Consider the following 26,967-nt stretch of genomic DNA (forward strand, 5'->3'; position numbering starts at 1 on the left):
GATATAAAGATTGTAAATGAGTATGGTGAAAGCGGACAGGCCGGCGTTGATCCTGGTCGACATTCAGAAAGGATTCGAGGACATTGCCTATTGGGGCGGGCAGAGAAATAATCCTGATGCTGAATCACGGGCACATGAACTGCTGACAATTTGGAGAGATAACGGCCTTCCGATTTTTCATGTGCAGCATTGCTCTACTACTCTCATTTCCCCACTTCACGAGACTAATGCCGGCAATCAATTTAATGAGCTGGTTGCCCCTATCGACGGCGAGCCTGTCATCAAAAAGAATGTAAATAGCGCCTTTATAGGCACCGACTTGCAGGCGCAATTGGATAAAGCCGGAATTACAACCCTGGTTATTGTGGGCTTAACTACCGATCACTGCATCTCGACAACTACCCGCATGGCCGGGAACCTGGGCTACAAAACTTTCCTGGTTACCGACGCTACCGCAACATTCAATAAAAAGGGTATCGACGGACAAAATTATTCAGCCGAACTTATTCACGAAACCGCATTGGCAAGTTTAAATAACGAGTTTGCTACGGTTGTAACAACTGACATTATAAAACAAAACATATTATGATCAAAAATTTACTAAAATTCTGTTTGCTGTTACTGTCTTTTCAACTGGCTTTCGCCGGTACAGTTAAGGCACAATTGACCACGCTCCCGCGCGGAGGCAATAAAAGGGCATCCGTTAGCGAGGGCATTGGCATCACCAACGTCACGATTAATTACAGCCGCCCGGGTGTTAAAAAAAGGGAGGGCCATATTTGGGGCGAACTTATCCCGGTAGGCTTTACCGAACTTGGCTATGGCGCCAAAAAACCTGCACCCTGGCGCGCCGGGGCAAATGAGAACACGACCATTGAGTTTACAACTGACGTTAAAATAGAGGGCCGCGACCTGCCCGCAGGCAGGTACGGCTTTTTTATTGCTTACGACCCCAATGAATGTGTCCTGATCTTCTCGAAAAATTCCACCTCCTGGGGCAATTTTTTTTACGACCCTGCTGAAGATGCTTTGCGCGTAAATGTAAAGCCTGTAAAAACCGAAAAAAGTGTCGAGTATCTGAAATATGAATTTGCCGATCAGACCGCTTCAGGCGCTACCGTGCAATTACAGTGGGAAAAGCTGATGATCCCCTTTAAAATAGATGTGGATGTTATAAAAACGCAGATAGCATCCTTCAGGAAAGAGCTGCGCGGAGATAAGGCATTACCGGCGTTGTGGCAGGGATGGAATCAGGCCGCGGCATTTTGCGCGGCCAATAAAACCAACCTCGAAGAAGGTTTAATGTGGGCCGACAGCGCCACAAGTTTTCGCTTCGGTGGAAGCACAAGTTTCACACCCTGGCAAACTAAAGCTGCGGTGCTCGACAGCATGGGCCGAAAGGCAGAAGCGGCCGAGATCATGAAAAAAGCTCTCCCTTATGCCGACCAGTTTGAAGCGTACGTTTATGCCTCCGGCTTAATGGCTGCAAAACAGACGAAGGAAGCGATCGCGGTATTTAAAATGAACTATCAAAAATTCCCGGATAATCTCTTCACCAACCTGGGTATGGCCTGTAGCTATTCGGCAATGGGCGATTATAAAAAAGCACTTGAATACGCGCAAAAGGCTTTACCCCAGGCTAAAGGAGGCAATAAACTGGAGGTAGAACGAAATATAAGGGACCTGCAGAACGGCAAAGACATCAATTAACCAGCAAAGGCAAAACATGAATAACGCAAAGCAAAAATTGGCAGCCGCCGAGCAAAAAGCAAAACAATTATTCAACGTGGTAGAGGGTTTGGGGTTAATCGCGCCTGGAAAATCAGAAAAGCAGCTGGCCGGCGAGGTTGTTGAGGTCGCACGTAACCATTTCGGGATAGAAAAATTCTGGCATAAAAAGATCGTAAGGGCAGGTGCCAATACACTGCATTCGTATAGCGGGAACCCGCCCGACCGGATAATACAGGAAGATGACATTGTGATCCTTGATTTTGGGCCGATATTCGAAGGATGGGAAGCGGACCTGGGCAGAACCTATGTTATAGGCCTGGACCCGTTAAAGCTGAAATTGAAAAGGGATGTGGAAGCAGCCTGGCACGAAGCCAAAACCTGGTACGATGAACAGAGCAGCCTTACCGGGGCGCAATACTTTAGCTATTTGAACGAACTGGCAAAAAAATACGGCTGGGAATACGGCGGAGAGATCGGCGGGCATATTGTCGGGCATTTCCCGCACGAGCAGCTTGGCCCGGACGACCTGGGTTTGGACATTCATCCTGATAACCATGCAGACATTTTCCAGGCAGATAAAGACGGGAATGCCCGGCACTGGATACTGGAGATACAATTTGTTGACAGGGTAAACCAAATCGGCGGCTTCTTTGAGCAATTACTGGCTCAATGAAACGACGCCATAAAAAATACGCCTGTTTTCCAGGCGTATTTTTTATGCAGGCAGCTTTGTTAATTAGCGGCAAACCCGGCCTGCTTATCCGACTGGCTCGAACCTATGTCAAGGTTCCATGCCGTAGTCAATAAGTAGGGCATGGTTCCTTTAGCATCCTTATTAGCATAGCTTACGCGGATGACCCTGCTTTCGCCCGGCGCCAGTTCGATATAATTATCGCTGAAGATCACCGGCAAAATATCATCTCCGCGCTGTCCTTTTAAAGCCCTTAAATGCACCTGGAAAGCAACCGTTTTACCCGTGTTGGTGATGGTTACCGCATGATAAGTGCTATCGGCCTTTTTATCGGTGTAATAGGATACTTTCAGGCCGGTTTTACCAAGGGACTGCAGGCTTGTATAGTCAGTGTAGGAAGTTTCGGGCGTAGTGTACCATTTGGATTTTTTCCAGTTCAGCACATCGCCTTTTTTCGACAACCAGTACCAGTTAATACTGCGGACTGCGCCCTTGTCGTCCGTTAGTTGCAGGCGCAGGAAATAGGTGTCCGAAAAGCCATCGGCAGCCGGTAGTTTAAAGCACTTTGCTGTACCATCGGCATCAACATCCACTACTGAAGAGTTGATATATTTCTGGCTGCCGTCCAGATCGTAAATGGTCGCCTCGGCTCTTAACCCGCTGAATTTCGTCAGCAGCGAGTTAATAACATCTACCTCATTGTCGGCATAGGAATACATGACATGCAAGGGTTCCATCGACTTTTTCATGCCGAAATAAGTTCCGGCCGGATAAAGGTAATAATCATAAGTGTGCCAAATCAACCCTGGCCATGGATTGCTGCCCATCCATTGCACAACGCCTGTTGCGGTATTGTATTTGTGCAGCCCGTAGCCTTCCATCATGGCGCGGTGCGCCTCGTAGTTTTGCGCCTGCGCCTCGGCAACGTACTGCTTAATGTCTAGCGGTTTGCCGTAGCGATTTTCCAACGCCTCGTTAAACACTTTTGTGTTCCCGAAAGTCATGGTACCGCAATGGTAGTCCCATGTTTTGCTGTTGTACCACAACGAATCCTTCGGAATAAACTTGATCAAACTCTCATACGGCGGTATTGAAGGGCCGGGCGATATTTCAGTCGCAAAACTCCAGGTACCGCCACCAAATTTGCTGGTGGTATCCGTTTCCCAATAAATTGGAGGAACCCACTCGTAAGGTCCGGCCATTTTAACCCCGCTAAAGCCCGACACTTTTGATTTGCTTTCGTTAGCCGTGGATATGGTCGGATTGGGCCATTTTAGCGCAGCTTCAATATTGAGGTAGTCGCGTTCAACCGTGGTGTCGCGCGGAGGCATATCGCTGCCGTTAAGCCATACCATAATACTTGGTTTATTGCGTAACCAGTACATCACGCTGCTGTCCGATTGCATGGCTACTACACGCTTTGCCTTGTCCCAGTTCTCCGGATATTGCCACGCACCGCAACACATCCAGCCGGTCATCACCAGCAGCCCGTATTTATCGCATAACGCATAAAAATGATCGTCTTCCAGTTTACCCTCCGAGCGTACGATATTCATGTTCATATCGCGGTACAAACGAAGCTCCTGTTCCTGTCTTTCGGGCGACCGCCGCTGGAAAATATCAGGCGACCAGGCCGCACCGCGCAGCATAATAGGCTTGCCGTTCACAATAAACTCGCGCGATTTATCATCGATCAGTTTCGACGTGATCTGCCTGATCCCAAAATTCTCAGCTATCGTATTGCTCACCGCGCTGCCGTGTGCAATGGAAAGCTCGATATGATTTAATTCGGGTTTGCCGTACTGCCAGGGCCACCATATTTTAGGGTTGCCGATGTTCAGCTGTGTAAATTCAGTTGGTGTAAAGGTCACATTGGCTATTTCATTCGGGCCCAGGTGCACTTTTTTCTCGAAGGTGATATCAGCATTGATCTTACCCTTTACAACCACATCCTGCGGATTTTTGGAATAGTTGGTAACCAACGCATCAACTGTTAAATGCGCCGTTGCTAGCGACGGCAGGTCGAAGTTGGTTGTTACCAGCGGATACTGGATACCCACTTTATCAAAGGTCTTTATTTCGATGTCGTTCACAATACCTCCGTTATAGTCGGGCGGGTAATGTATCCAGTCGGCATAATCTATTGCCAGGTCGCCGCCTTTGTGCTGCGGGTTTACCGGCCTTTTGATCTCCAGGGCAAGCACATTGCTGCCTGCCGCTTTGATGTTTTTGGTAACATCCAGTTCGATGACACGGAACGGCCCCATGGTTTGGGTCGAATCGGCGATCTTTGTACCATTGAGCCACACATTGGCCTTGTAATTGATACCGTGCAGTTTCAATATCACCGCCTTCCCTTTTTCAGAAAGGGGCATCACAAAAGTCTTGCGGAACCACCAGGGTTTATCAAGCGCCGGGTCCTTCAGTTTTTCAAAATTCATCCCCATGAAGGGGTCGAAATCATATACCTTATTGGCAAGCAGTCCTGCTATAATGGTCGTAGGCACGCTCACCTTATACCAACCTTTCGGCACAAATTTAGCCTGTGATATAGCGCTGCCGGGACTTGCATCTTTAGTAACCGACTGCATTTGCCAGCCGTCTTTCAATATCATCCAGTAGCTCTCGGTTGTTTGGGCGAATGATTGGTAAATGAATAGTGATGACAACATTATCATCAAACTGAACCTTTTCATATGTTGATTTTAATAGCTTACTTTCTCATTTATTGCGCATCGTAATACAATGCCGCCGCGCCTAATATGCCGCTGTTTTGTAGTTCCGATGCTTCCACACGTATCCGTTCTGCCGATTTAGTATAAACGCACGTCCTGATCTCGTCCCACATCGTCTTTTGAAAATAATCGAAGGCCAGCCGCACCGATCCGCCCAGTATGATCAGCTGCGGGTCGAGCGCATAGATCACCATTTTTACAGCATGACCGATATGCGTGCCCAGTTCAGCGTACAGTTCCAGGGCACGCTTATCGCCTTTTTGGGCATCGGCAAACACTTGTGTCCCGTCTAACCCATATACATTCTGAAAAAAAGAGCCGCTGGCATAATATTCAAGAATGTTATCCTTGTAATCCAGCAACCCAAACTCCCCCGCGCCGCAATTGTAACCGGCAAACAGTTTTTTATTGATAATAACCCCTGCGCCCAGGCCCGTGCCAAGCGTCAGCCCGATCATGGAATCCACCCCGCCGCCTTTGCCTAAATGGTATTCGCCCACGGCAAAACAGTTGGCATCGTTATTTACAAAAACCGGTACATGATAACGGGCCTCCATGTGCTTTTTCAAAGGCACCTCAACCCACGACGGGATGTACAATACATCGTAAACAATGCCCTGTTCAACGTCAACCACGCTGGGCACGCCAATGCCAATAGCCGCAATATCATCCGCCATCAGTTGGTCAACCACCTGGTAAATATCATTCAGCACATCATCAACCGAGCCTTCGCTATGTATCCGGGCCGAAATAATAGCTGATAATTTGTCGCCGGTTACCACCGCGCCACGAACGTTTGTTGCTCCCAGGTCGACCCCAATAACTTTAGTACTCATTATGCTTTATCCTTTTTATCAAACACCGTTTGATTAGTGATCAGTGGTTTGGCCCAGAAACCGATGCTCAGCATATAGCCAAAAGTTATATACAGGAACATCATGCCTGCCCGCAAACCCACCAGGTTGCCCAGCCCGCCTATCAATATCTGCACTACAGCACCACCGATGATACCGGTAACCAGTATCCCCGCGAAAGACCCGTGATCTTTATCAACCGAACTAAGCGCCAGCGAAAATATGATAGGGTACATTACCGACATGAAAAAACCGATAGCAGGAAAGGCATATAATGAAATTTTAGCGCTTCCGAATAAGGCAAACGAAAGCAAAATGATTGCCGGTATGGTAAACAGGACCAACAGTTTACGGCTATCGATGAGTTTGAGCAGAATGAGGCCTAAAATACCGCCAATCATCATCAGGCCCCAAAAATAAGCCACTGCGTCCGCGCCTTTGGTTTGCGGGTCGATCTGGTGGTAGCGGTGCAGAAACTCCGACATCCAGTACGATACCCCCTGTTCGGTACCAACATAACAGAACAAAGCGATGAAATAAGCGATAACCACCGGCTTTTTGAACAGGTCGACATGGGTTTTCCATGGGCCGGCCTTTTCATCGCTTTGCAATTCAACCTTGGGAAACCTCGAGACCAGTATGATCACGAACATCAACAGGCTGATAATAGTGAACAACCAATACAGTGATATCCATGGCATACCGGCAGGCACCATCGGCTGCAACACCGATACAATGCCCCCGCTTTTGTGCTGCAGGTTCAGCACCATATAAGAGTAAACCAGCGGACTAATAAAAGACGCCCCCCCAAATATCAATTGCGCCAGTACAGAGGTGAAAGCATAATTTTCCGCTCCTCCTGCAACACGTAATAAAGGGTTAATAACTACCTGCAGCATGGCCATACCGCAGCCTATAAGAAAAAGGGATAATATCGTTGTCAGGTAATTGGGCTGGGCCGCCAGAAGCAATGAACCTACGAACGCGACGATAAATGCCGCAACCATTATTTTCTTCTCGTTATATTTTTGCACCAGCATGCTCGTCGGGATAGACATAACGCCGTATGCAATGAAAAAAGCAAATGGCAATACCCCGGCCAGCAGATCGCTTAATTTGAAGTCCTTTATGAATTCAGGCGAGAGCGGCCCGATCACGTTGGTCATGAACGATATCACAAAAAACGTAAGCAGGATCAATGCTACGATATAGTAATTGGGTTTGCTCTTCATGAAGTTTAATTTAGGCGTTGGAACGGCTAACTAATATCGCTAAAAATATTGCATATCCTAACTTTTTGAAAAATTTTAAAAAGTAACAATATTGTGGCGATATCAATTAGGTTTAGTATTATTGATAAACCAACCCACAATTACTGATGCCTGAAATTTATGAAGAGTTACATGCTGCGGGGTTGCTGAGCGATGAATCGTTCGCCAAAGTAAGTGCTGACAGGGAAAAGCCGCTGTTTTCCGTGCATTGGGAACTGAAGTCCGTCCTCTACCTGGGTGTGTTACTGCTCACCGGTGGTCTTGGGTTGCTGATCTACGAAAACATTGATACCATCGGGCACCAGTTTGTGCTGATGCTGATAGCACTCATCTGTACGGGATGTTTTGCTTACTGCTTTAAAACCAAACTGCCTTTCAGTGCCGGGCAGGTGAAATCGCCTAATACCGCATTTGATTACATATTGCTGCTGGCCTGCACCAGTTTCCTAATCTTTGTAGGATACCTGCAATTTGAATATAAAGTATTCGGGCTGAATTACGGGCTGGCAACTTTGATACCCATGTTGGTGCTGTTCTTTACCGCTTATTATTTTGACCATTTGGGTATACTTAACATTGCCATTGCCAACCTTGCTGTATGGATGGGTGTATCGGTAACACCAAAACAACTGCTTCTTAACAGCGATTTTGACAGCGAAACTATCATTTTCACCTACCTTATGCTGGGGATGCTATTGGTTGCTGCCGCATATGCCACGCAATATTTCAATTTCAAAAAGCATTTTAAATTCAGCTATCTGCATTATGGGGTGCACGTTGGTTTCATTATCATGCTGGCTGGTTATTTCCATTATTACCAGTCGGCTATTTCGTTCGCGTGGATGCTGGGCCTGTTTTGCTTTGCATTTTTTATCTATCAGGACGCGTTTAAACACAGATCGTTTTACTTTATTCTGCTGACCGTGCTCTATAGTTATATCGCCGTAAGCAGCCTTGTAGTTCGTGTACTTATACAAACAGCCGACCTGGGTGCTATGTCGCTTTTGTCGCTATATTTTATCGGCTCGGGCATCGGCCTGATATTCCTGCTTATAAATCTCAACAGAAAAATCAAAACAGCATGATAGCCTATAACACAAAATGGCTGGCCAACCTGCGGCTGAAAGACATGCTGAAAAAAGATGAGGCAGCCGGCCGTATTACAGAGGGCGAATTAAAAGCTATCATGGAGCAGTATCCGGCAGGCTTTTACACGCCGGGTGCACTTGCACGTGCTGGTTTTTTTATTATCACCTGCGTTGTGGTGCTGTTTGCGTATGGACTGATCTCCTTAATGGCCGCCAGTGCAGATATCTTTGATAGCCCGGCTTTCCCGATCTTCTTAGGGATGGTGAGTTATGTCGGCCTCGAGCTTATGGTATATGTCAAACATCATTATCGTTCGGGTGTTGATGATGCGCTACTATTTTTATCAGCCTGCATGATTTTAGCAGGGCTTTTTATGGCGTTCTCAGGCTTTGGCGACCGCGCCAATTATGCAACCCTTTGCGGAATTGCATTCTTAATGTTCCTTATTCTAAGTCTGCGGTTTATTGATATTTTGATGGCTGCCGCATGCTCCTTTTGCCTTTTTGCCTTTATCTTTTTTACCTGGACCAGTTTGATTGCATCGGGCTTAACAACCGCACCTTTCATCATGATGCTCGTCGCCGGCGGCGGATATTGGCTTAGTTATACAAGCATGTCAAAATTTGTTGATCATGAAAACTGTTTTACAGTAGCACAAATAGTTTGCCTGGTAACGCTGTATGCTGCCGGCAATTACTATATCATAAAAACTTTAAGCGATAATCTGCACGGCCAACCATTCAATGTTCCGTTTGGCACTTTCTTTTGGGCATGGACCATCGGGATTCCGCTGGTGTATATTGGTTTCGGGATCAGGAAAAAGAATATTATCCTGCTTCGTACCGGCTTGTTAATGATCGTTCCCGCTGTACTTACGTTCCGCAATTATTATCACATCCTGCCTACCGATATTATGCTTACCATAGCCGGGGCAGTGTTACTCGGCCTGGCATACGGCATCATCCGCTACCTTAAAACGCCCAGACACGGGTTTACTTATGCTGCACCTGAAGATGAACACATGGCGGATCGCCTCAAAGTTGAATCGCTGCTGGTTGCGGAAAGCTTTTCAAGTCATACACCGGCCCCGGCCGACAACAGCGTAAAATTCGGCGGAGGCGATTTTGGCGGAGGTGGTTCGAGCGGCAATTTTTAGCGCCGGATAATCCATTATTTTAAGGTATCCGTTACCTCATACCTGTCAACCGATTCATACGAATTCGGGTGTTTGTTAAATACGCTGTAAAAGATATATTTTTTGTCCTTATCGACTCCGGGCACGATGGTCCCTATGACTTTCCTAACCGCTTCATTTTCTTTTTTTATCCCGGCCGCATCGCTCAATTTCACTTTTGAATAATAATAGATCATTGGGAACACCCCTTCCGGCGTGGTTTGCGTAGCTATCTCGAATATTTTTGGCTGTGTCGGTACCTGTTTAATTACAAGTGGAAGGCGGTATTTTTCGTTGGCTTCGTTCAGCAGGCCGGTGTAGAATTTGTTCCCGGCGGCCACATCGGGATTGATCCAGCCCTGGAAAGGTTCCGAACAATCATGCGAAAGCTCCATCAGGTTAAGCGCGTCGACCAAATAGTGTTTCGCATATTTATCTTTCGCCAGTTCGTAAAGTTCAGGAGACGTTTTTCCATTTTTTGTGTACGGGTTTATATCCATTAATACCACTTTCCATCCATAGCTCAGCTTGCAGTAAATAGCAGATACCATCCATTGGTTGGGGATCGATTTTTGGCCGAATAGCGCCAGGTACATCTCCGGCGTTTCGGCGTCAATTACCAGGTCGTGGTCATTGATATTTCTGCCAGTCACTTTAATGGTATCATTCCCCTTTCTTTTATTCACCAGGTAATATTCATCCATCAGGGTGTAGGCTCCTTCTTTAATGTGATTGCTGATGGTTTCCACCTGTTTCAGGGTATAATGCCTTTCTATCATGTCCTGTGAGAAGATAAGCGACAAACTTTTGGCGTCGTTTGCTTTAAGGCCGTCAAACAGCTGGGTGTTCAATTCATGCAGATCCGCTCTTTTTCCTGCCGGTATCTGGTCGTTGGCATATACTCCCGGTTTGGGCGACGAGCAGCTCAGAGCAATAAATAAAGTGAAGAGTACGGATACAAAAGGGGTAATAATTTTTCTAAGGTTCATTGTGAAAGGTTGGTATACGAATTAGTTTACGATAATAAGGCTTTTACCCAATTAGTACAAGACCGGCCATCAAATAATTTGATCGCCGGTCGGGAAAACTTTAGGCAACGGGTACTAAGGCAGAGAACACGATAATCTTATATTATCCTGCCCATAAAAGGGTCGCTGTAACTCGCTTTACCTGTCTCCACACGACCTGCATATCGCTTTTCAAAATTTTCATACCCAGCAATTTTTACGCTGAAATCGTACCAACCATAACTTTTCGCGAGGTCTAATACCAGGGTAGTTTTTCCCGGCGCCGGCAGAGTTTTAGTGTGATTATTTATTTTGTAGGAGTGGTCGGTTATTTCGATTGTCTGCTGTTTTTTACTTGCATTAGCCAGGGTCAATATTATATTGCCCGTTAGCTTCTTACTATCTGCAAGGCCACCCTGGTAATTAAAATCAACGTTTATATCCGGGTCCTGTGCATTCCCCCTGAAGCCGCGGTAAAAACCATTGGGACCATACACGCGCAGGTGATAGTTTTTATCTTCGAACTCATGCAGCGGCCAGTTGTCGGCAATGGTATCTCCGGCAGTTAAACCATACGACCAGGTGCGGACATTTTCAAAGCCGTTGCCGTCTCTTTTTTGGTAGCGGCCGGGCGCGTACACATTAAATGGGGCGCCAATGGCTTTCTCACCAAATACCTTATTGCCTGCGGTAAATTTTATTTCAAACGAGCCCTTATCGGCGCTTAATTTTCCATCGGCATGAAGCTCGTACGCCAGGGCACATGATGGCTTGATGCCTTTTTCCTGCTGTGCCATATAAGGTGCGGAGTGAGGGGCCCTGTTGATACCCGAAATCTCGTCTTTAGTTAATAACTTATAATCGGAGGGCAATTTTTTGAATTGCGCTTTGTGTATACCTTCAACAACATCGTCCCTTTTCAAAAATTCAGGGCTGGCTATCTGTTCGCCATTGTAGGGCCTGAAAACCGAGGTAAGATCGCCGCAAACAACCCTGCGCCAGTCGCTGATATTCGGCTCAACTACTTTCTTTCCCGTCTTTTTTGACAAGAAATGTTCCAGGAACTGTAGTGTTGATGTGTGGTCGAACACTTCGGAATTAACGAAGCCGCCTTTGCTCCATGGCGACGCGATAACCATAGGCACACGGAACCCAAGGCCTATCGAACTTTCACGGTCATAATGAATGGGAAAATCCTTGCGGTCCTGTTCCTGGTCGAGTGTAACAAACTCAACCCTGGTGTCCATGCCATTGGATACTTTTCCGGTACCCTCTTTATGCGAATGTGGGGCGACAAATGGCGGCACGTGGTCGAAATAACCATCGTTCTCATCGTAAGTAAGAATGAAGATGGTCTTTTTCCATACGTCGGGGTTTTGCGTCAGTATATCCAGTGCTTCCGATACGTACCATGCGCCGTACCACGCCGAGCTCGGATGGTCGCTGAAATGTTCGGGGGCTGTCAACCAGGAGACTGTGGGTAAGTGTCCATTCTTCACATCCTCCCTGAACTGGTGCAGCACATCGCCTTTTGGCACCTGTACTTCGCGGGAAGTCCCTTCATCGTCGTATTTTAAGGTGGCCAATGTATGATAGTCGGGGTCGTTTATATTCGTACTGAACGCCTTCAAATGAATGCTTTTCTCATGATTGGGCAACTTGTCGAAATCACCGGGCTTGCGAATCTCCTTTTCCTTTTTTACAGCATCCAGGTAGTTTTGCATGTCCTTTTGCTGATGCTTGAGATGATCGATATGGGCATCACCGGCAGGCAGTGCGTCTATCTTTTTTTGTAGCTCATCTATCAGGGCTGGCAACTGATTTAGTCTTTTGCCTATTGCCTCAATATGTTTTGGATGAAGATGGATATTATATTGTTTGAAAAACTCCAATGGATTATCCTGGAAATTAGATAACCAGGGGTCTTCCTCGCCATCAAAACCAACGTCTATCGCTACCTCATTCTGATAGCATTTCCACGATATACCCAATTCCTCCAAACGTTCAGGAAAAGTGGTCCATTTTAACGTACCGTAATCCATATCCTCGTTCCAGACATTGGCCTTCGAATGTTCGTTTTGCTCCTCCCTTACCGTACCCGTCCAGAAATAAAGCCTGTTGGGATTGGTACCTGTTAGCGAGGAACAGAAATTCTGGTCGCATACGGTAAACGCATCGGCCAGCGCATAGTAAAAAGGAATATCTTCACGGTTATGATGGCCCAGGGTTAAAGGCATGTGGCTATATTCTTTGATACTGTTCTTTTTCTCTTCCAGCCATTTGTCAAATTTGCCATCATTCCGCGCGTCAACCTGGTTTTGCCACGAATGCGGAAGCGAGCTCATCCAGGTAGCTTTGGTATTTTTAATATCGAGATGAAACGGTGCAAAAGTCTCTCCTTCCGCGTTGGATTGGAGCCAAACTAAGTTGCCGTTGGGAAGATTGATAGCGCGCGGATCGTTAAAGCCACGAACGCCTTTTAGGGTGCCGTAGGTATGGTCGAACGAACGGTTTTCCTGCATCAGTATCACAATATGTTCGGCATCCATATAGGTGCTGCCTACCGGGGCGTTTATCGCCATTGCTTTTTGGATCGACGCCGGTATCAAATTGGCCACACCCGCAGCGCCTGCTAAAAGGGCTGCCTTTTTTAGGAAATCTCTTCTTGAGTCGCTCATAGTGTTAATTTCAAATGTGCAAATATGCAGATGTGCAGATTAGCAAGGTTTGTAAATAGTTGGCATTATGCATTTGCACGTTTACGCATCTGCACATGGTTTACCTGCTGCCGATATATTCCTCGCATAAGCCGAAAGACAATGTCATGCCATTACCTCCTATACCATTGATTATAGTAACACCTGCTTCAGGTTCCAATATCAGTTCGGTGCGGCCGTCCATCATTTTCGGATAGATGCCATGCCACGATTGCATTAGCTGCCAGTCCTTAAAGCTGGCAAAAGTATGTAAGTAATCCGTTATCATCCGGTTGATAAATTCTTTATCGAATGGATCATGCACCAGCCCGTATTCGTGCGAGTCGCCGATGGTCAGTTCGCCGCCGCCGTTTTGCGAAACCATTACATGAATACCCCATTTAAGATATTCCGGGTATTGTTCCTCGTAGCGTTTCCGTAATTGGGGTAATGAAGCAGCGGCCTTAAAACCAGGATAATGTATCATGGAAAGCCCACCGCAAAGCGCCGGACCTATGCGCCATCCATCGGGCTGGGCAACCAGGCGCATCATCTGCAGTTTGCATTTGGTAATGTCGGTCGCTAAAAATAATTCAGGGTAGAGTGTTTCAAAATCGGCCCCGCTGCAAACAAATATTTCATCTGCTTCCCAGCTTAATGCGCCTGAAAATACTTTAGGGTATTCAATTTTACTGATGGCAGTATTCCAATGAAATTCGACATCATATTTACCGGCAAGGTATTGTGCCACCTGCCCTATAGCCACCCTCGATTCGACGATCATTTCCTCGCCGCTCCAAAGGGCGCCTTTGAGACCGTCCGGATTAACGGCCTGCGATCTTTCGAGCGCCTGCGCCGGGGTAAGTAAAGCGCAATCGCGGTACTTTTCGTTTACCTCGACATATTCGCGTATCGCCTGCAACTCATCATCCTCGTAGGCCAGATGCATGGAACCCACCTCATCGTGCCAGATACCAGCTTCTGTACAGACCTCTTTCCAGATACTCCGCGACAATATAGCCCGCTCAAACAACGGACCGGTAGCTTGGCCGATGGGCCATATCATACCAAAATTACGGATGGATGCACCAACCGCCCTTTCATTCCGTTCAAAAACGGTTACCCGGTAACCCCGCAAAGCCAGCGCCCTTGCGGTTGCCAGGCCAACGATACCTGCACCAATCACTATTGCTGACGAATTTTTCATACCGGTAAAATAGTCATTTCTTGTTCTTCCAATTCCCTGCCTTGTTTGCGTGCGGTGCGGAGAAAATACATTAATGATAAGGTGGCGCAAATACCGCCGACTACCGCAACAGCCAGCACGCTATCCCTGAAAAACTCTCCCCAGCTAACGCCCGGATGGCCAAGTTCTTTTACAAGCAGCACACTGATACTGCCGAGGTAACCTATTGAATCGGCCACATAAATGAGGAAGCCGACATTACCTTTATAATGAAACGAGGCCAAAAGCCGCTCGAAAAAAACAGCATTATACGGTACATAACCCATGTACAACCCCAAACCGGCCAGAGTCATCCAAACCATCGGGCCTATCAGCCCCAAGGCAAATAACACTGTACCGATACCTATAAGCACGCAACCCGCGATGATCATGACATGGATAAGCGCAAACGCTTTCAGGTTTTTGCGAACGAGTATGAGCAAACTCATCGCGATCAATACTGCTACCGATATAATGGTATCGATCTTGGTGTATATCGTGTTATCTTTAATGCCCAGGCCGGCCCATATCTCTACTTCAAAATTGTCCCTTACATCGCGCATAATGGTCAGCAATACATAGATGACAAGCGTAAGGATAATGCCCGGTAGAAAACGCTGCAGGAAGCTTTTACGCTCAGCAGCATCCATTGGCAGACGCTTGGTGCGCAGGCGTATATCCTCGGCGGTCGGCGGTGGCATTAATTCGAGCAGGAATACAAACAACAGGAGCGGGATGACAAACAATGCCCCTGTTATAAAAGGCATGTTAAACTCGCTGATATGAAATGAGCTCATGAGCATCCTTGCCACGGTCTTAACAAATCCTGAAGCAAATATCAGGCTAATAGAAAGCACCGCTGCCATAAATTCTGTCGACTTGCGGCCCTCAAGATACCCGAAAACAAGGCCCCATATCAACCCCAGTGGAAAGCCGTTGATGAACAGGAATATAATATTGTAAGGGGCGGGTACAACAGCAAAAAGCAGCAATGCCAGCCAGGCAATGCCTATCAGCAACAAAATGCTTTTGGCGCGCTGCCCGGGCTTTAACTCGGATATAAATTTGATACCGTAAAACTTGCTCATGGTATAACCGATGATCTGCGCGATGACCAGCCATACTTTGTAATCGACGTGCAGGTATTGTATACCCGAAAAAGTGCCGGCGGCGTAAGCCTTCCGAAACGCGTACATACAGGTATAAGCCCCAAATGACGAAATTGCCGCCATCAGCGAAACCAGTCCGTAGGGCCATTGAGCCACTTTTGCCCGCAGCTTTTCCATTAATGTTATTGATTGATGATGTCGATCACTTCAGCAATATCGTCGATGATATGGGTTGGCTGGTATTCCTCCAGTTCTTCCCCGGTGAATATCCCCGTAGTAACCCCGATAACATATTTGCAGCCGGCGTTCAGCCCTTCGCGCATATCCACTTCAGTATCGCCAACCTTGGCTACTTCGAGCGGATCGGTTATGCCTGCCTCATACATCATTTTTTGTATCATAAACGGGTGAGGACGGCCCAATTCCACTTCATCCGAACCGACCAGGTAATCGATCAGCCCTTTCTCGCGCCACTGCAGGCGGTCCACTACCGTTTCGGCAATATCCTTTGAAAAGCCGGTATTAACACCAACAAGTACACCCTGATCATGCAATTCGGCAAAAGTTTCCTCGACATTAGGCAGAGGTTCGATACCCGGCTCATTCCGGTAAAACCAGATCATCTGCTTTACAAACTCGCGGTGTATCTCATTAACCAGTTCCGGCGTTATTTTGGACTCATCAGGTTCGTGCAGATGCAGCATTTGGGTGATGGCCTGGTTCTTTTCATAACCCATTAATGGGTTTATCATTTCAAGGGGTATCTCGTAATTATACTTTTTCAGCGCAGCCTGGAATGCTTTGCTTACATTATGATCATCCTTAACCGTTGTGCCGGCTATATCAAAAACAACTAATTTAATGGACATAGAGGGTCGTATTTTGTTGAGCAATACTAAACTTAGTTTATTAATATCAAACCAAATTTATGTTAAAGTTTGGTTAAGATAGTTTATTGGGTTGATTATGTGAGCGGTTGATTAAGTTTTAGTTGTCGAAATAAATAACCAAATCAACTTAATCCAACCTAATCAACCGGTCAACTACTTCTTCTCCTCAAAAAAATAAACCACCAGCATGCTGGCCGGCCCGTCGCCTACATTAACAGGGGTATGGGGGATACGACCGTCGAAGAGCATGGAGTCGCCCTGTTGCAGTTTTATCTTTTCATCGTTGAACCGGTACTCGATATCGCCCGAGAGGATGTACTTGTATTCATAGGCGTCCGTCTCGACCAAAGGGCGGGTGGCATTTGGTTCCAATTCGAGCAATACGACGTCGATGGTAGAATGATCTACAAATTTTGTCAGTATGCGCCGGTAGCTGAAACCAGTTGTGTGCTCCTTTTCAAAATACTCGTACTCATCTTTCCGCATCACCAGTATAGGCGACTGCTGACCGGGGGTGCGGATATCTTTGAAAAATTCGTTAAGATCTATTTCAAGCGCTTTTATGATGTCTATCAGCACCATTAGCGATGGTATGGTGCGGCTATTTTCTATCTGCGAGATAAGGCCCTTGCTCACGTTGGCAAGGCTGGCAAGTTCCTGGACGGTAATATTTTTATCGCGGCGGCGTTCTTTTATGCGGTTACTGATCTGTATCAGTATGTCATCTTCCATAGAAAGGTTTAACGTTGGTTGTATCGCGTTAGTGCTTACAAATTATAAATATAATTGCGTCCGGTAAAATCGACACAGCAAATAAATTTAAGATTTAAACATCTTGCGTTAAATCAATGTTATGTTTTAATAATGCATTAAACATTGCGAATACATTACGATGATTTAATAATTTCCTAATATCTAATTCTTTAATTTGTCTAAAGCGCTATTACGATGACAAAACCAGTATTTAACCCCGAACCCATAGTGGATGAAGTTTTCGCTTTATATGAAAAGCATGGCGACGAAGACTATATAGGCGAACCTGTTTCGCAGCTGGAACATATGTCGCAGGCAGCAGTGCTTGCCGAAGAGGAAGGTTTTGAAGACGAAGTAGTATTAGCTGCATTTTTTCACGATATAGGTCACCTGTGCGCCAGCAACGGTGAAGCTGCAAGTATGGACGGATTTGGTACTATGGACCACGAAAAACTTGGGGCCGATTACCTGCGCAATAAAGGCTTCTCTGAAAGAATAGCAACCATGGTGCAAAGTCACGTTGTAGCTAAAAGATATCTTACCTATAAATACCCCGAATATTATAACCAGCTTTCGGACGCCAGCAAGGCCACGCTCGAATTCCAGGGCGGCAGGATGACCGAGCAGGAGGCTATCGATTTTGAGCAAAATCCCGACGCCGAATTATTCATACGCCTCAGGTACTGGGACGACAAGGCCAAGGAAACTAACAAACCAACCCCCGATATATCTCATCTTAAACTACTGGCAATAAGTCATTTGTACAAAAACAACTGACCCTTATTATTGCCTGAATATTAACGAATTGTAAGTCGATTGTAACTCTGCGGTTACAAAATCCACCCGTCTTAACTTCCGCTGTACGCAAGCTTAAGCTTTCCTTAATACAAACTTAGTTTACTAATAATAAACTAAGTTTAGTATTGCTGTATGAAATTCCAACCTCTCTCATCAATTAGTTTAAGCAAATGAAGCAGCTTTACATTCACTTACGGACAGTAATAACGGCATTGTTATTATGTCTGTCCCCGGCTCTCCTGTTCGGGCAAATCAAGATCGGCGGTACGGTGACCGACGAAAACAAACAACCGCTGCCCGGAGTAAGCGTAACGCTTAAAGGCACTACATCGGGAACTGTAACCGACCTCAACGGGCGTTTTTTATTTACCGTTGAAAAAGGGCAGGTGCTTTCGTTCAAATTTCTTGGGTATGTACCGCAGGAAGTTACCGTGGGCGACCAGGTTAATTACAACATTACACTTGTGGCCGATACCAAAGCGTTGAATGAAGTGGTGGTAACGGCCCTCGGTGTTAAAAAGGAGACCCGGCGCCTGGGTTATGCCACACAAACCGTTAAAGGCGAAGATCTGACTACCGCCCGTGATCCAAATCCCGTTAACGGCCTGATAGGTAAAGTCGCCGGTTTATCGGTAGGCGCAACATCAGAGCTGCTTGGCGTGCCAAATGTTACTATACGCGGTAACACAGTTTCGCTATATGTAGTTGATGGTTTGCCCATCAACTCGGACACGTTCGACCTTAGCCCGGACGATATCGACTCCTATACAGTGCTGAAAGGCCCCGCCGCGGCTGCACTTTATGGCAGCCGGGCTCAATACGGCGCTATCCTTATTACAACTAAAAAAGGCGCAGCCAATAAAAAGGGCTTAACTGTCGACATTAACAGCAGCACCGTGATCAATAAGGGGTTTCTCGCGTTTCCACGGATCCAAAACAAATTCGGTCCGGGCGAAAACACCTACTATCAGTTTGTTGACGGCAGGGGCGGTGCACCGGGCGGTGTGGACAGCGATTACGACGTTTGGGGACCATACTTCAACGGTCAGCTTATCCCGCAGTACGATAGCCCGGTAGTTGATGGCGTTCGCCAGGGCACTCCATGGACGGCCAGGGGTGCAAATAACCTCGCGAACTTCCTTCGCACCGGCTTTCAAACCAACAACGACATCGCATTAACCGCTAACGGCGATACTTATACTACCCGTTTTTCGGTATCTCAACAACACCAGAACAGCTATATCCCATCCCAGTACCTGGATGTTGCTAACGTTAACTTTTACGCATCGTTCAACCCCACCTCGCGGCTGAAGTTTGAGGCAAGTGTTGATTTTAACAGGCAAAGCACTGATGACTTTCCGGATGTTCAGTACGGTCCGAATAGTATCATCTATAACATGGCTATATGGACAGGCGCCGACTGGGACGTAAACGCACCTGATATTAAAGGTATATGGCAGCCGGGTAAAGTAGGCACACAACAGGTATTTGAAGAATATACCCGTTATCATAACCCCTGGTTCCTGACTAAGATCTGGACACGCGGACATTATAAAAATGATACCTACGGTTATATCTCGGGTAACTACAAGATCGATAACCACCTGAACGTAACACTGAAAAACCAGATCAGCACCTACAATCTTTTGCGTACAGAGGACCTGCCTTACTCGGCACATCCATACGGTCGCGAAGGCAACCAGGGCGACTACCGCGAAGACCGCCGTGACCTGTTTGAAAACAACACCTTGTTGACATTAAACTACGACTACACTGTTAAAAGCTTTCTGAACCTTTCAGGTTTGGTGGGCGGTAACCTGCGCAGCTTTAAATACAATTCGAGCTGGGTATCTACCGATTACCTGAACGTACCCGGAGTTTACGCTTTCAGTAACTCGAAAAACCCGATACAAGCTACCAGCTTTAACTCGGCCGAACGACAGTTAAGCGTATTCGGTTCATTGGATGCATCGTTTGGCAAGTATGCGACCCTATCAGGTACTTTCCGTGTGGAACACTCATCGGCACTGCAAAACGTTGCTACTTACTATTACCCAAGCGTATCGGCAGCTACTGTGATCTCTGATTATGTTAAACTGCCGGAATTTATATCGTTTCTGAAAGCCAGGTTCTCGTATGCTAACATCCGTTCCGATGCTACAAGCTCAACTATAGGTCCTGCCCCGTTCAGTACCATTACTGCTTATGGTGGCAGCACGGGACCATCGTTGTTTGACAATCCGCTGGGCTACGGCACTACTTACAATTCGCCTTATAACGGTCCTGATTACTCGCTGCTTTCCTCTTACTCAACAGGCAAGCCTTACAATAATCAAACCGCAGGTTATGGCCCCAACTCATTGTTCGAGCAAAATATCAAAACCTCGACCCGTGTAAACTACGAAGAAGGTTTCGATATCAAGTTCCTGCAAAACCGTTTAGGATTGAGCGGTACTGCTTTCCAGTATATCGACGGTCCGCGAATTTTGGATAATCCGATCTCAACTGCAACCGGTTATACCGACGAATTCATTAATGCACTAAAAACAAAGAAAACAGGTTATGAGCTGTCACTAAGCGGCGTACCAATAAAAGATATGGGTGGCTTTACCTGGAACGTGTTGGTTAACTGGTCCACCTATAAGGAAATTTACCTTGAATTACCTCCGGGCCAGAGTACCTATAACACCTTCTTCCAGAAAGGCGACCGCGTAGACAAATTTTACGGCAGCGCCTTTGTACGTACTCCCGATGGCAAGATCATCAACGGCAGCAACGGCGAACCATTGGTTAACCCTGTACCACAATACCTGGGCCACCTTGACCCGAACTATACGTGGAGCATTTATAATAATGTGAGGTATAAGAGCTGGAGTTTAGGCTTCCAGTTTGACGGCTCGGTTGGTGGTGTAACACGGGATTATGTATTTAACAAAACCATGCGCGGCGGGGCCAATGCTTTAACAGCCGAAGGAGCTTTAGGTGCGGCACGGTACCAGGATTGGCTTCATTTCCCTGCCAACAATCAGCAGCCCGATGCCAATTATAAAGGGAGTTACATAGGGCAGGGCGTCCAGATATCGAACGGTGTTGCGCCGAATTATGACTCTAAAACAGGGGCTGTTTTAAATTACGGCGCACTGCAGTATGGCGCTAACCAAACGCCTGCATTTGTACAGGAATATGCCAGCGAATATTATAACGTGAGCGAAGCCTACCTGATGAGCAAAACATATGCAAAACTGCGTGAGGTAACTGTTGCTTTCGACTTCCCTAAAAAATGGCTGCAGGGAACATTCATCTCAAAAGTCTCTGCTTCTGTATACGGGCGAAACCTGCTTTACTTCTACAAGGACCCGAAATTTAAAGATGTGGACCTTGACCAGTATGCAAATTCGCGCACAACACTTACCGGTTTGCAATCGCCAACGGTAAGAAGCTATGGCGTTAACTTAAAAGCTTCATTCTAATTTTAATTGGATAATGATCATGAAAAAAATATTCAAAATGTACTTACTGCCGGCGCTGATTTTGCTGACGGTAAGCAGTTGTAAAAAGAGTTACGAGGACCTGACCAAAAACCCGAATGTGCCGCAAAGTGTGCCCGCCTCATTGCTTTTCAATGGCATTGCAAACAGTATGGTGGATTTCCCTGATAACTCAAACGAGATATACTGCCAGTATTTTATTTATAACTACAATTACTATGGCAACAATACCTACAACTTTGGTTCGGGCGATAATTATTACAATACGCTAAAAAATGTGGTCCTGATGGAGCAGCAGGCTGTAGCTGCAGGTCAGCCGGATGTAAACCCTTACAGCGCCCTTGGAAAATTTTTCCGCGCTTACTTCTTCAGCAAAATGAGCCTGGAGGAAGGCGATATACCTATGACCGAAGCATTAAAGGGCCTTGGAAATCTTACGCCAAAATACGATGCACAAAAGGCAGTAATGATCCAATGCCTGGCGTGGCTCGAAAGCGCCAATACCGATCTGACCACGCTGATAGCGGCCGGTGGCAACTCGGTAGGCGGCGACATTTTCTTTAACGGCGACCTGGCCAAATGGCAAAAAACGGTAAATGCTTTTCATTTAAGGCTATTACTTGAACTAAGTAAGCAGGCGGCAGACGGCGACCTTAACGTTCCGGGTGCATTTTCTGCCATCGTAACCAATCCTTCCAAATATCCGCTGATGGCAAGCGCAGCTGATAACCTGCAATACACTTTTGTTTCGCCGACAAATTATTACCCGATGAACCCCAATAACTTTGGACAGAACGGTTCAAGACAGAATTCGTCGCAAACCTATATTAAGCTTCTAACTACCTTAAAAGACCCACGGGTTTATGTAACGGCTGAACCTGCCCGTCATTATGTGGACGACCTGCACCAAAGCGCAACAGATTTTGATTCCTTTGTCGGTGCCGATCCGGGTTTGGATTTGGGTATTATGTATGCCAACGCAGGCCTTGGTTTATACTCTTTCATCAACAGAAAGTACTATTACTCAACCTTCACCGGCGAGCCAAGCATCCAGATCGGTTATGCGGAACAGGAGTTTAATATCGCCGAAGGCATCAACCGCGGTTGGGTAGCAGGCAATGCCGAAACCCACTACGTTAATGGCATACAGGCATCTATGGCCTCGTACAGCATACCAACAACGGGTTCGTTCACTGCCTATTTTTATCGCCCGGGATCAACCGACGTTACCAACACAGGTAATTACGACACTTTCACCATTAATACGGACTGGACCACTTATTATAACCAGGCTTCGGTTAAATATGCAGGCGGTGCAACGGGTTTAACCCAGATATTGCAGCAAAGGTACCTGGCGCTTTTCCGTCATGCGGGATTGGAATCTTACTTTACTTACCGTCGTACTGGCGTCCCGGCGTTCACAACCGGCCCGGGTACCGGCAACGGCCAGCGTATAGCCATACGTTTCCAGTATCCGTCGAGCGAACGCACTGCCAATGCCACAAATTACAACACAGCTTTACAAAGCCAGTACTCCGGTAATGATGATATCAACGGAACTATGTGGATACTTAAATAAAGGCTAGTCAATAATAGCAATCTATACCTACTAAATTAAATTTCAGTAAAGGCGGGCGCGAGTCCGCCTTTGCTTTTTTCGTTTTTCCTGAAAAGCGACGTCATGGTAAACAAAAACCCCAGGTCGTCCGACCCGGGGCTTAAAATCTTGAAAGGGCAATATAAATGCTCAGGACTTAGTTTCAGTGATCTTTGTAACCTGGATGGTATCGTCAGTAACGGTGCCATCTACAGTTACATTTTTGCCGGCATACTTCAAAACAGCTTTTTGGTTGGCTATTTTGTAAATTTTGTCGCCCACAACCAGTACGGCCGAGGCCCCGCCCTTAATGCATTCCTGTGCGCAATGTACACGGGTTGCCGGTGTGCACATCGGTGTTTTGCTGCCAGCGCAGTGTGAATCGTCAATGTAACCCTTCAGGTGACTACCGTCAACCTTGAATCCGAAAGTGGCGCACATTGCAAGAACAACAGCGGCAGATAATAAATACTTTTTCATGTTTTCAACGGTTTTAATAAGTGGTAATCAAATATAAAGATCAAAACTTATAAACTGAAACATTACTTTCAATTATCGGGCATTCCCTTTACGATGCTTTAAAAAGGCAAAGTAATTTTTACCATTTTTGTATCTATTATAACCATCGGCCTGATTTTATAGCCGTAGTATATTCCGATAAATGCGATGGGTAAAAATTGTGCGTTTATAAACAAAAACGATTCTGACCGTTTATTATAATTATGAAGAAGGAAAAATGGATCATCGCGGCAGCAGCTGGTGTAGGAATAGCCGGGCTGGCCTATGCACTGTGGCCAAAAAGCAAGATACCCAATGGCGCCATTGTGCAGCCATTTGACAAACATAAGTATATGGGGCTTTGGAACGAAATTGCCCGGCTTCCCAACCGTATCGAAAAGAACCTGAAAAACCTGACCGAGGAGTATTCGCTGAATGACGATGGTACCATCAAGGTAGTTACCCGCGCTTACAATTTCGACAAAAACAAGCCCGTGGAAGCGGATGGCCGGGCGAAGTTTATCGGTCCGGACACCCGGGGCAAGCTAAAAGTGTCCTACTACCTGCCTATTTACCTGGATTATAATGTACTGGATGTTGATGCCACGTACCAATACGCCATGGTTTCGGGCAATAGTTTGGATTACCTGTGGATCATTTCACGGGAAAACAGCATGCCGGAGGATGTTAAGGGCCGCTTCCTCGCCAAAGCAACAGCGCTTGGTTTTGATGTATCGAAGCTGGAATGGATGTAGGCATCCCGGTCTTAAATCAGTTCCATCGACAATATTGGGTAGGGCTTCCCAAGGTAATCAAGGTCTGATCTGTCGAAAATTTTAAAACCGAGATGCTTATAGAAACCAACCGCCTGTTCGTTTTGCTCGTTAACTTCTACCTTCGTTGCCCCGCAGTTATTTATTGCAAACTCCATCAATAACCTACCGGCACCTTTCCCGCGGGCATCGGGGTGTAAGAACAGCATTTGCACTTCCTGGCCGCTTACACCCAAAAAGCCTGATATTCTGTCATCCAGACTGATCAGGTACAAATCCACCGCGTCGAAATACTGCCGTACAAACGGCTTGAAATACAATATTTCTTCTTCGGGCAAAAAGCTATGGGTAGCTCTTATGGAAGCCTCCCATATAGCGACCAATTCTTCATGATCTGCTTCGGCGGCAATTGATATTTTCATAACGACCAGTCGGAGGTAGTTTTTTTGTTGCGGTAGGCGTCGACGGACATCACACCTGCGCCGGTAAGCATCAGCGATATCAAACCGGCAATGTATAATAAGTTTACCTCGTAACCCGGGGGGCCGAACAAGGGGCCATCGGCCGTCAAACCTATTGTTTTGATCGAGCTAAATCCATAATGTATATGTATAGTGAACATAGCCACCAGCATGGTGCAAATAAGCGGTATCGATACCCACCTGGTAAATACCCCCAGCAATATAGCCAGGCCACATAAAAGCTCGATATAAGGTACCGTCAGCGAGGCGAGATGGTGAAATGGGATGTTCAAATAGATCAGTAGTTTTTCAAAACCGGCCGGTCCCCGCGAAAGTTTTGCCCAACCGTGCTGCATAGCTCCTGCCCCAATTATCAATCTTAAAAATAACGGTGCCACGCGGGTGTATTTCTTTTCCATAGCTTTTACGTTAGTCGGAAAAAAGAAAAACCCTTACAGTAAACGGTAAGTTTTTTTAAAAAACAGGTAATATCTACCTGCTAAAGAACATCATTGCAGGTACCGCGATCTTAATTGCCTTAGCATCCAGTCATTAACCTTGTCCTGGCTTGCAACTGGTGTAAGGGTAAAAGGCTCAGCGGGCATGTAAGGCACCGGGCCAAATTCGGGACAAATAAAAATTCCCGGCTCACCGGCTTTTTTATTTTTATCAATGATCGCATCCCACCAGCTAAAAAATTGATCCAAATGACCTTTCCATTCAGGTGCCGAAGGGTTATTCACTTGCGCGCCCTGGGCGTGGCCGATACGGGCGTGGATATATTTTACATGGCGTATGATCTTTTCCAGTATCTCCTGCTGATCCTGTAGCAGGCTTTCAGAAACGACGCACCAATGAGAAAAGTCTGCGGTTAGCTTAAGGTCCTTAAAAACTTCAAGGTATGGCAATAAACTGTCTGCATGAAATGCAAAACGCCCCCGGTGGGTCTCGTGGTAAACAGGTATACCAGACTGAACAGAAAATTCGTTTATAATACCGATAACGCGGCAATTATCTTCAAAACTGAAAAAATCTTTTCCTGTATGTGAGTTAACAAACGCCGGACGCAGCGCTTCAATATCATCCAGGTTCGATCTTAATTGGTCAATATATTGATCCGTCGTTTCCAGCTTTGGCGGCAGCCATTGCTGCGCTACAAAAACGAGCCCTTCATCTTTAAGCGCCCGCGCTATTTCTCCAGCCTTGCTGCCTGTTGAGCATACATTTACTTCCGCGCCGGAATACCCATCTCTTTCCAGTTCATTAATAAACGAAAGGTTAGGGTCTTTTTGCCCCCAGCAGGTTTTTATAAAGTTTATTTGGAATTGCATAGCATGCCTGAACTCAGGCATTAAAATTATACATATTACTGCACAAAAATGACTAAGACCAGGATATAAACTTTATTGCATCAGCGGTTATAAACAATAATTGTCTTATATCTTTTATGAGAGGCAATAGGCAGCGTTATCAGGAACGTTGGCATTGAAAAAAGTCCCACGGTAACTGCCGTTTTTCTTATTGGGCTGCTATAAGGAAGAAATACGCACGAAAGGCCTGTTATAGCTGTCGCCGCACTAATAATTGAGATGTTCGCATAAATTCGCGATGCCCTTGCTTTTCGCAGCGCCAAGGGGTTGTCCCGCACGCTTTCGATAAGGTTCCTGCCGTTTAAGTCAATGATCTCAGGCTGATCTGCTTTTTGGAGATAATAATTGTAGACCGCATGCGACGCGTGTGTTTGCATGTTGTATGATCTGCCCGCATAACGCCTTAACAGCATTAATTTACCGTAATATACGCCATCGTAAAGGTTGCCATCTTTAACGCCATAATAAGCCTGACCCTGTTTTATTGCACTTATATTGGTAAGCGTGACCCCTCCCGTGTCTGCCGTTACCGAGCCAGTACGTATACTTACAGATGATGTATTAATGCGTTTCCCATCGTTTGTGACAATGTAATTCGAGGTTTTATCTTTTATCCCCTGTGTAACTAAATGGGGGCTACACGACGCGAATAAGAAAAGACTCAGTAATAGAGGCAGGTAAATTTTCTTCATATTTTGTGAAATGACCAGGTTGTTAAAAATATCATGAGCACAAAGGTAGTTAAATTACCGCCGGG

The 26,967-nt window shown here is 46.2% G+C and carries 23 protein-coding genes; 9 read left to right on the forward strand and 14 right to left on the reverse strand.

What is annotated here, in order from left to right; genetic code table 11:
* The first annotated feature begins 16 nt into the window (after positions 1–16).
* From FRZ54_RS02710 to FRZ54_RS02720, 3 genes are read left to right on the forward strand one after another with little or no spacing between them, the layout of a single operon-like run.
* The gene (locus tag FRZ54_RS02710; protein WP_147030116.1) at positions 17–589 is read left to right on the forward strand and encodes a cysteine hydrolase family protein; all 573 of its coding nucleotides are present in this window, start codon (positions 17–19) and stop codon (positions 587–589) included.
* The gene (locus tag FRZ54_RS02715; RefSeq protein ID WP_147030117.1) at positions 586–1,710 is read left to right on the forward strand and encodes a DUF2911 domain-containing protein; all 1,125 of its coding nucleotides are present in this window, start codon (positions 586–588) and stop codon (positions 1,708–1,710) included. The genes FRZ54_RS02710 and FRZ54_RS02715 overlap by 4 nt, the downstream gene beginning before the upstream one ends.
* A 16-nt stretch (positions 1,711–1,726) precedes the next feature.
* Positions 1,727–2,404 carry a M24 family metallopeptidase gene (locus FRZ54_RS02720; protein WP_147030118.1) on the forward strand — a complete coding sequence of 226 codons (678 nt, stop codon included), beginning with the start codon at positions 1,727–1,729 and terminating at the stop codon, positions 2,402–2,404.
* A gap of 59 nt (positions 2,405–2,463) precedes the next feature.
* Here the strand turns inward: FRZ54_RS02720 and FRZ54_RS02725 are convergent, their stop codons facing one another.
* Genes FRZ54_RS02725 through FRZ54_RS02735 form a run of 3 tightly spaced genes read right to left on the reverse strand, consistent with a single transcriptional unit; the run spans position 2,464 to position 7,243 of the window.
* Positions 2,464–5,118 carry a glycoside hydrolase family 2 protein gene (locus tag FRZ54_RS02725; protein ID WP_147030119.1) on the reverse strand — a complete coding sequence of 885 codons (2,655 nt, stop codon included), beginning with the start codon at positions 5,116–5,118 and terminating at the stop codon, positions 2,464–2,466.
* A 29-nt stretch (positions 5,119–5,147) separates the two neighbouring features.
* On the reverse strand, positions 5,148–5,993 hold the full coding sequence (locus FRZ54_RS02730) for an ROK family protein (RefSeq protein WP_147030120.1): 846 nt from the start codon (positions 5,991–5,993) through the stop codon (positions 5,148–5,150).
* Positions 5,993–7,243, reverse strand: coding sequence for an MFS transporter (locus FRZ54_RS02735; RefSeq protein ID WP_147030121.1), 1,251 nt, complete (start codon positions 7,241–7,243; stop codon positions 5,993–5,995). Before FRZ54_RS02735 ends, FRZ54_RS02730 begins: the two co-directional genes overlap by 1 nt.
* A gap of 146 nt (positions 7,244–7,389) precedes the next feature.
* Here FRZ54_RS02735 and FRZ54_RS02740 point away from each other — a divergent pair, with 146 nt between their 5' ends.
* Positions 7,390–8,367, forward strand: a complete 978-nt coding sequence (locus FRZ54_RS02740) for a DUF2157 domain-containing protein (RefSeq protein WP_228462606.1) — start codon at positions 7,390–7,392, stop codon at positions 8,365–8,367.
* Complete coding sequence (locus tag FRZ54_RS02745) at positions 8,364–9,527, forward strand: hypothetical protein (protein ID WP_147030123.1); 1,164 nt, start codon at positions 8,364–8,366, stop codon at positions 9,525–9,527. Before FRZ54_RS02740 ends, FRZ54_RS02745 begins: the two co-directional genes overlap by 4 nt.
* Positions 9,528–9,541: 14 nt before the next feature.
* Here the strand turns inward: FRZ54_RS02745 and FRZ54_RS02750 are convergent, their stop codons facing one another.
* The 6 genes from FRZ54_RS02750 to FRZ54_RS02775 form a co-directional block, all read right to left on the reverse strand.
* Positions 9,542–10,534, reverse strand: coding sequence for a hypothetical protein (locus FRZ54_RS02750; RefSeq protein ID WP_147030124.1), 993 nt, complete (start codon positions 10,532–10,534; stop codon positions 9,542–9,544).
* Between the two features lie 137 nt (positions 10,535–10,671).
* Positions 10,672–13,230, reverse strand: coding sequence for a phosphocholine-specific phospholipase C (locus FRZ54_RS02755; RefSeq protein WP_147030125.1), 2,559 nt, complete (start codon positions 13,228–13,230; stop codon positions 10,672–10,674).
* Positions 13,231–13,330: 100 nt separating this feature from the next.
* Positions 13,331–14,455, reverse strand: coding sequence for a TIGR03364 family FAD-dependent oxidoreductase (locus tag FRZ54_RS02760; protein ID WP_147030126.1), 1,125 nt, complete (start codon positions 14,453–14,455; stop codon positions 13,331–13,333).
* The gene (locus FRZ54_RS02765) at positions 14,452–15,759 is read right to left on the reverse strand and encodes a DUF5690 family protein (RefSeq protein ID WP_147030127.1); all 1,308 of its coding nucleotides are present in this window, start codon (positions 15,757–15,759) and stop codon (positions 14,452–14,454) included. The genes FRZ54_RS02760 and FRZ54_RS02765 overlap by 4 nt, the downstream gene beginning before the upstream one ends.
* A gap of 5 nt (positions 15,760–15,764) precedes the next feature.
* Positions 15,765–16,451, reverse strand: coding sequence for an HAD hydrolase-like protein (locus tag FRZ54_RS02770; protein ID WP_147030128.1), 687 nt, complete (start codon positions 16,449–16,451; stop codon positions 15,765–15,767).
* Positions 16,452–16,625: 174 nt separating this feature from the next.
* The gene (locus FRZ54_RS02775; RefSeq protein WP_147030129.1) at positions 16,626–17,204 is read right to left on the reverse strand and encodes a helix-turn-helix domain-containing protein; all 579 of its coding nucleotides are present in this window, start codon (positions 17,202–17,204) and stop codon (positions 16,626–16,628) included.
* A gap of 216 nt (positions 17,205–17,420) precedes the next feature.
* Between FRZ54_RS02775 and FRZ54_RS02780 the strand changes: the two genes are divergently transcribed.
* From FRZ54_RS02780 to FRZ54_RS02790, 3 genes are all read left to right on the forward strand, one after another.
* On the forward strand, positions 17,421–18,002 hold the full coding sequence (locus tag FRZ54_RS02780) for a phosphonate degradation HD-domain oxygenase (RefSeq protein WP_147030130.1): 582 nt from the start codon (positions 17,421–17,423) through the stop codon (positions 18,000–18,002).
* A gap of 191 nt (positions 18,003–18,193) precedes the next feature.
* Positions 18,194–21,493: a SusC/RagA family TonB-linked outer membrane protein gene (locus FRZ54_RS02785; RefSeq protein ID WP_147030131.1), complete on the forward strand. Its 3,300-nt coding sequence runs from the start codon at positions 18,194–18,196 to the stop codon at positions 21,491–21,493.
* A 19-nt stretch (positions 21,494–21,512) separates the two neighbouring features.
* Positions 21,513–23,090: a SusD/RagB family nutrient-binding outer membrane lipoprotein gene (locus FRZ54_RS02790; RefSeq protein WP_147030132.1), complete on the forward strand. Its 1,578-nt coding sequence runs from the start codon at positions 21,513–21,515 to the stop codon at positions 23,088–23,090.
* A 168-nt stretch (positions 23,091–23,258) separates the two neighbouring features.
* Here FRZ54_RS02790 and FRZ54_RS02795 read toward each other — a convergent pair whose 3' ends face one another.
* A complete protein-coding gene (locus FRZ54_RS02795; RefSeq protein WP_147030133.1) occupies positions 23,259–23,588 on the reverse strand; it encodes a hypothetical protein in 330 nt (109 codons plus the stop codon).
* Between the two features lie 242 nt (positions 23,589–23,830).
* Here FRZ54_RS02795 and FRZ54_RS02800 point away from each other — a divergent pair, with 242 nt between their 5' ends.
* Complete coding sequence (locus FRZ54_RS02800; RefSeq protein ID WP_147030134.1) at positions 23,831–24,361, forward strand: lipocalin family protein; 531 nt, start codon at positions 23,831–23,833, stop codon at positions 24,359–24,361.
* A gap of 11 nt (positions 24,362–24,372) precedes the next feature.
* On the opposite strand, the gene FRZ54_RS02805 is transcribed toward FRZ54_RS02800, so the two are convergent.
* The 4 genes from FRZ54_RS02805 to FRZ54_RS02820 all read right to left on the reverse strand — a co-directional run bounded on the left by FRZ54_RS02805 (position 24,373) and on the right by FRZ54_RS02820 (position 26,902).
* Positions 24,373–24,801 carry a GNAT family N-acetyltransferase gene (locus tag FRZ54_RS02805; protein WP_147030135.1) on the reverse strand — a complete coding sequence of 143 codons (429 nt, stop codon included), beginning with the start codon at positions 24,799–24,801 and terminating at the stop codon, positions 24,373–24,375.
* Positions 24,798–25,259 (reverse strand): DoxX family protein, encoded by a 462-nt coding sequence (locus FRZ54_RS02810; protein WP_147030136.1) that lies wholly within the window; start codon positions 25,257–25,259, stop codon positions 24,798–24,800. Before FRZ54_RS02810 ends, FRZ54_RS02805 begins: the two co-directional genes overlap by 4 nt.
* A 90-nt stretch (positions 25,260–25,349) precedes the next feature.
* Positions 25,350–26,171 carry a sugar phosphate isomerase/epimerase family protein gene (locus tag FRZ54_RS02815; protein WP_147030137.1) on the reverse strand — a complete coding sequence of 274 codons (822 nt, stop codon included), beginning with the start codon at positions 26,169–26,171 and terminating at the stop codon, positions 25,350–25,352.
* A gap of 80 nt (positions 26,172–26,251) precedes the next feature.
* Positions 26,252–26,902, reverse strand: a complete 651-nt coding sequence (locus FRZ54_RS02820; protein WP_147030138.1) for a hypothetical protein — start codon at positions 26,900–26,902, stop codon at positions 26,252–26,254.
* Positions 26,903–26,967 lie beyond the last annotated feature (65 nt).

It is taken from the genome of Mucilaginibacter ginsenosidivorans, assembly GCF_007971025.1.
Taxonomy (GTDB): domain Bacteria; phylum Bacteroidota; class Bacteroidia; order Sphingobacteriales; family Sphingobacteriaceae; genus Mucilaginibacter; species Mucilaginibacter ginsenosidivorans.

Bases quoted from the DNA above. Each gene is read 5' to 3' on its own strand.
- FRZ54_RS02790 (WP_147030132.1), top strand. From the start codon at position 21,513: ATGAAAAAAATATTCAAAATGTACTTACTGCCGGCGCTGATTTTGCTG.
- FRZ54_RS02755 (WP_147030125.1), bottom strand. From the start codon at position 13,230: ATGAGCGACTCAAGAAGAGATTTCCTAAAAAAGGCAGCCCTTTTAGCA.
- FRZ54_RS02775 (WP_147030129.1), bottom strand. From the start codon at position 17,204: ATGGAAGATGACATACTGATACAGATCAGTAACCGCATAAAAGAACGC.
- FRZ54_RS02745 (WP_147030123.1), top strand. From the start codon at position 8,364: ATGATAGCCTATAACACAAAATGGCTGGCCAACCTGCGGCTGAAAGAC.
- FRZ54_RS02780 (WP_147030130.1), top strand. From the start codon at position 17,421: ATGACAAAACCAGTATTTAACCCCGAACCCATAGTGGATGAAGTTTTC.
- FRZ54_RS02800 (WP_147030134.1), top strand. From the start codon at position 23,831: ATGAAGAAGGAAAAATGGATCATCGCGGCAGCAGCTGGTGTAGGAATA.
- FRZ54_RS02735 (WP_147030121.1), bottom strand. From the start codon at position 7,243: ATGAAGAGCAAACCCAATTACTATATCGTAGCATTGATCCTGCTTACG.
- FRZ54_RS02810 (WP_147030136.1), bottom strand. From the start codon at position 25,259: ATGGAAAAGAAATACACCCGCGTGGCACCGTTATTTTTAAGATTGATA.
- FRZ54_RS02740 (WP_228462606.1), top strand. From the start codon at position 7,390: ATGCCTGAAATTTATGAAGAGTTACATGCTGCGGGGTTGCTGAGCGAT.
- FRZ54_RS02795 (WP_147030133.1), bottom strand. From the start codon at position 23,588: ATGAAAAAGTATTTATTATCTGCCGCTGTTGTTCTTGCAATGTGCGCC.
- FRZ54_RS02720 (WP_147030118.1), top strand. From the start codon at position 1,727: ATGAATAACGCAAAGCAAAAATTGGCAGCCGCCGAGCAAAAAGCAAAA.
- FRZ54_RS02770 (WP_147030128.1), bottom strand. From the start codon at position 16,451: ATGTCCATTAAATTAGTTGTTTTTGATATAGCCGGCACAACGGTTAAG.
- FRZ54_RS02765 (WP_147030127.1), bottom strand. From the start codon at position 15,759: ATGGAAAAGCTGCGGGCAAAAGTGGCTCAATGGCCCTACGGACTGGTT.
- FRZ54_RS02730 (WP_147030120.1), bottom strand. From the start codon at position 5,993: ATGAGTACTAAAGTTATTGGGGTCGACCTGGGAGCAACAAACGTTCGT.
- FRZ54_RS02805 (WP_147030135.1), bottom strand. From the start codon at position 24,801: ATGAAAATATCAATTGCCGCCGAAGCAGATCATGAAGAATTGGTCGCT.
- FRZ54_RS02725 (WP_147030119.1), bottom strand. From the start codon at position 5,118: ATGAAAAGGTTCAGTTTGATGATAATGTTGTCATCACTATTCATTTAC.
- FRZ54_RS02715 (WP_147030117.1), top strand. From the start codon at position 586: ATGATCAAAAATTTACTAAAATTCTGTTTGCTGTTACTGTCTTTTCAA.
- FRZ54_RS02750 (WP_147030124.1), bottom strand. From the start codon at position 10,534: ATGAACCTTAGAAAAATTATTACCCCTTTTGTATCCGTACTCTTCACT.
- FRZ54_RS02815 (WP_147030137.1), bottom strand. From the start codon at position 26,171: ATGCAATTCCAAATAAACTTTATAAAAACCTGCTGGGGGCAAAAAGAC.
- FRZ54_RS02820 (WP_147030138.1), bottom strand. From the start codon at position 26,902: ATGAAGAAAATTTACCTGCCTCTATTACTGAGTCTTTTCTTATTCGCG.
- FRZ54_RS02785 (WP_147030131.1), top strand. From the start codon at position 18,194: ATGAAGCAGCTTTACATTCACTTACGGACAGTAATAACGGCATTGTTA.
- FRZ54_RS02710 (WP_147030116.1), top strand. From the start codon at position 17: ATGAGTATGGTGAAAGCGGACAGGCCGGCGTTGATCCTGGTCGACATT.
- FRZ54_RS02760 (WP_147030126.1), bottom strand. From the start codon at position 14,455: ATGAAAAATTCGTCAGCAATAGTGATTGGTGCAGGTATCGTTGGCCTG.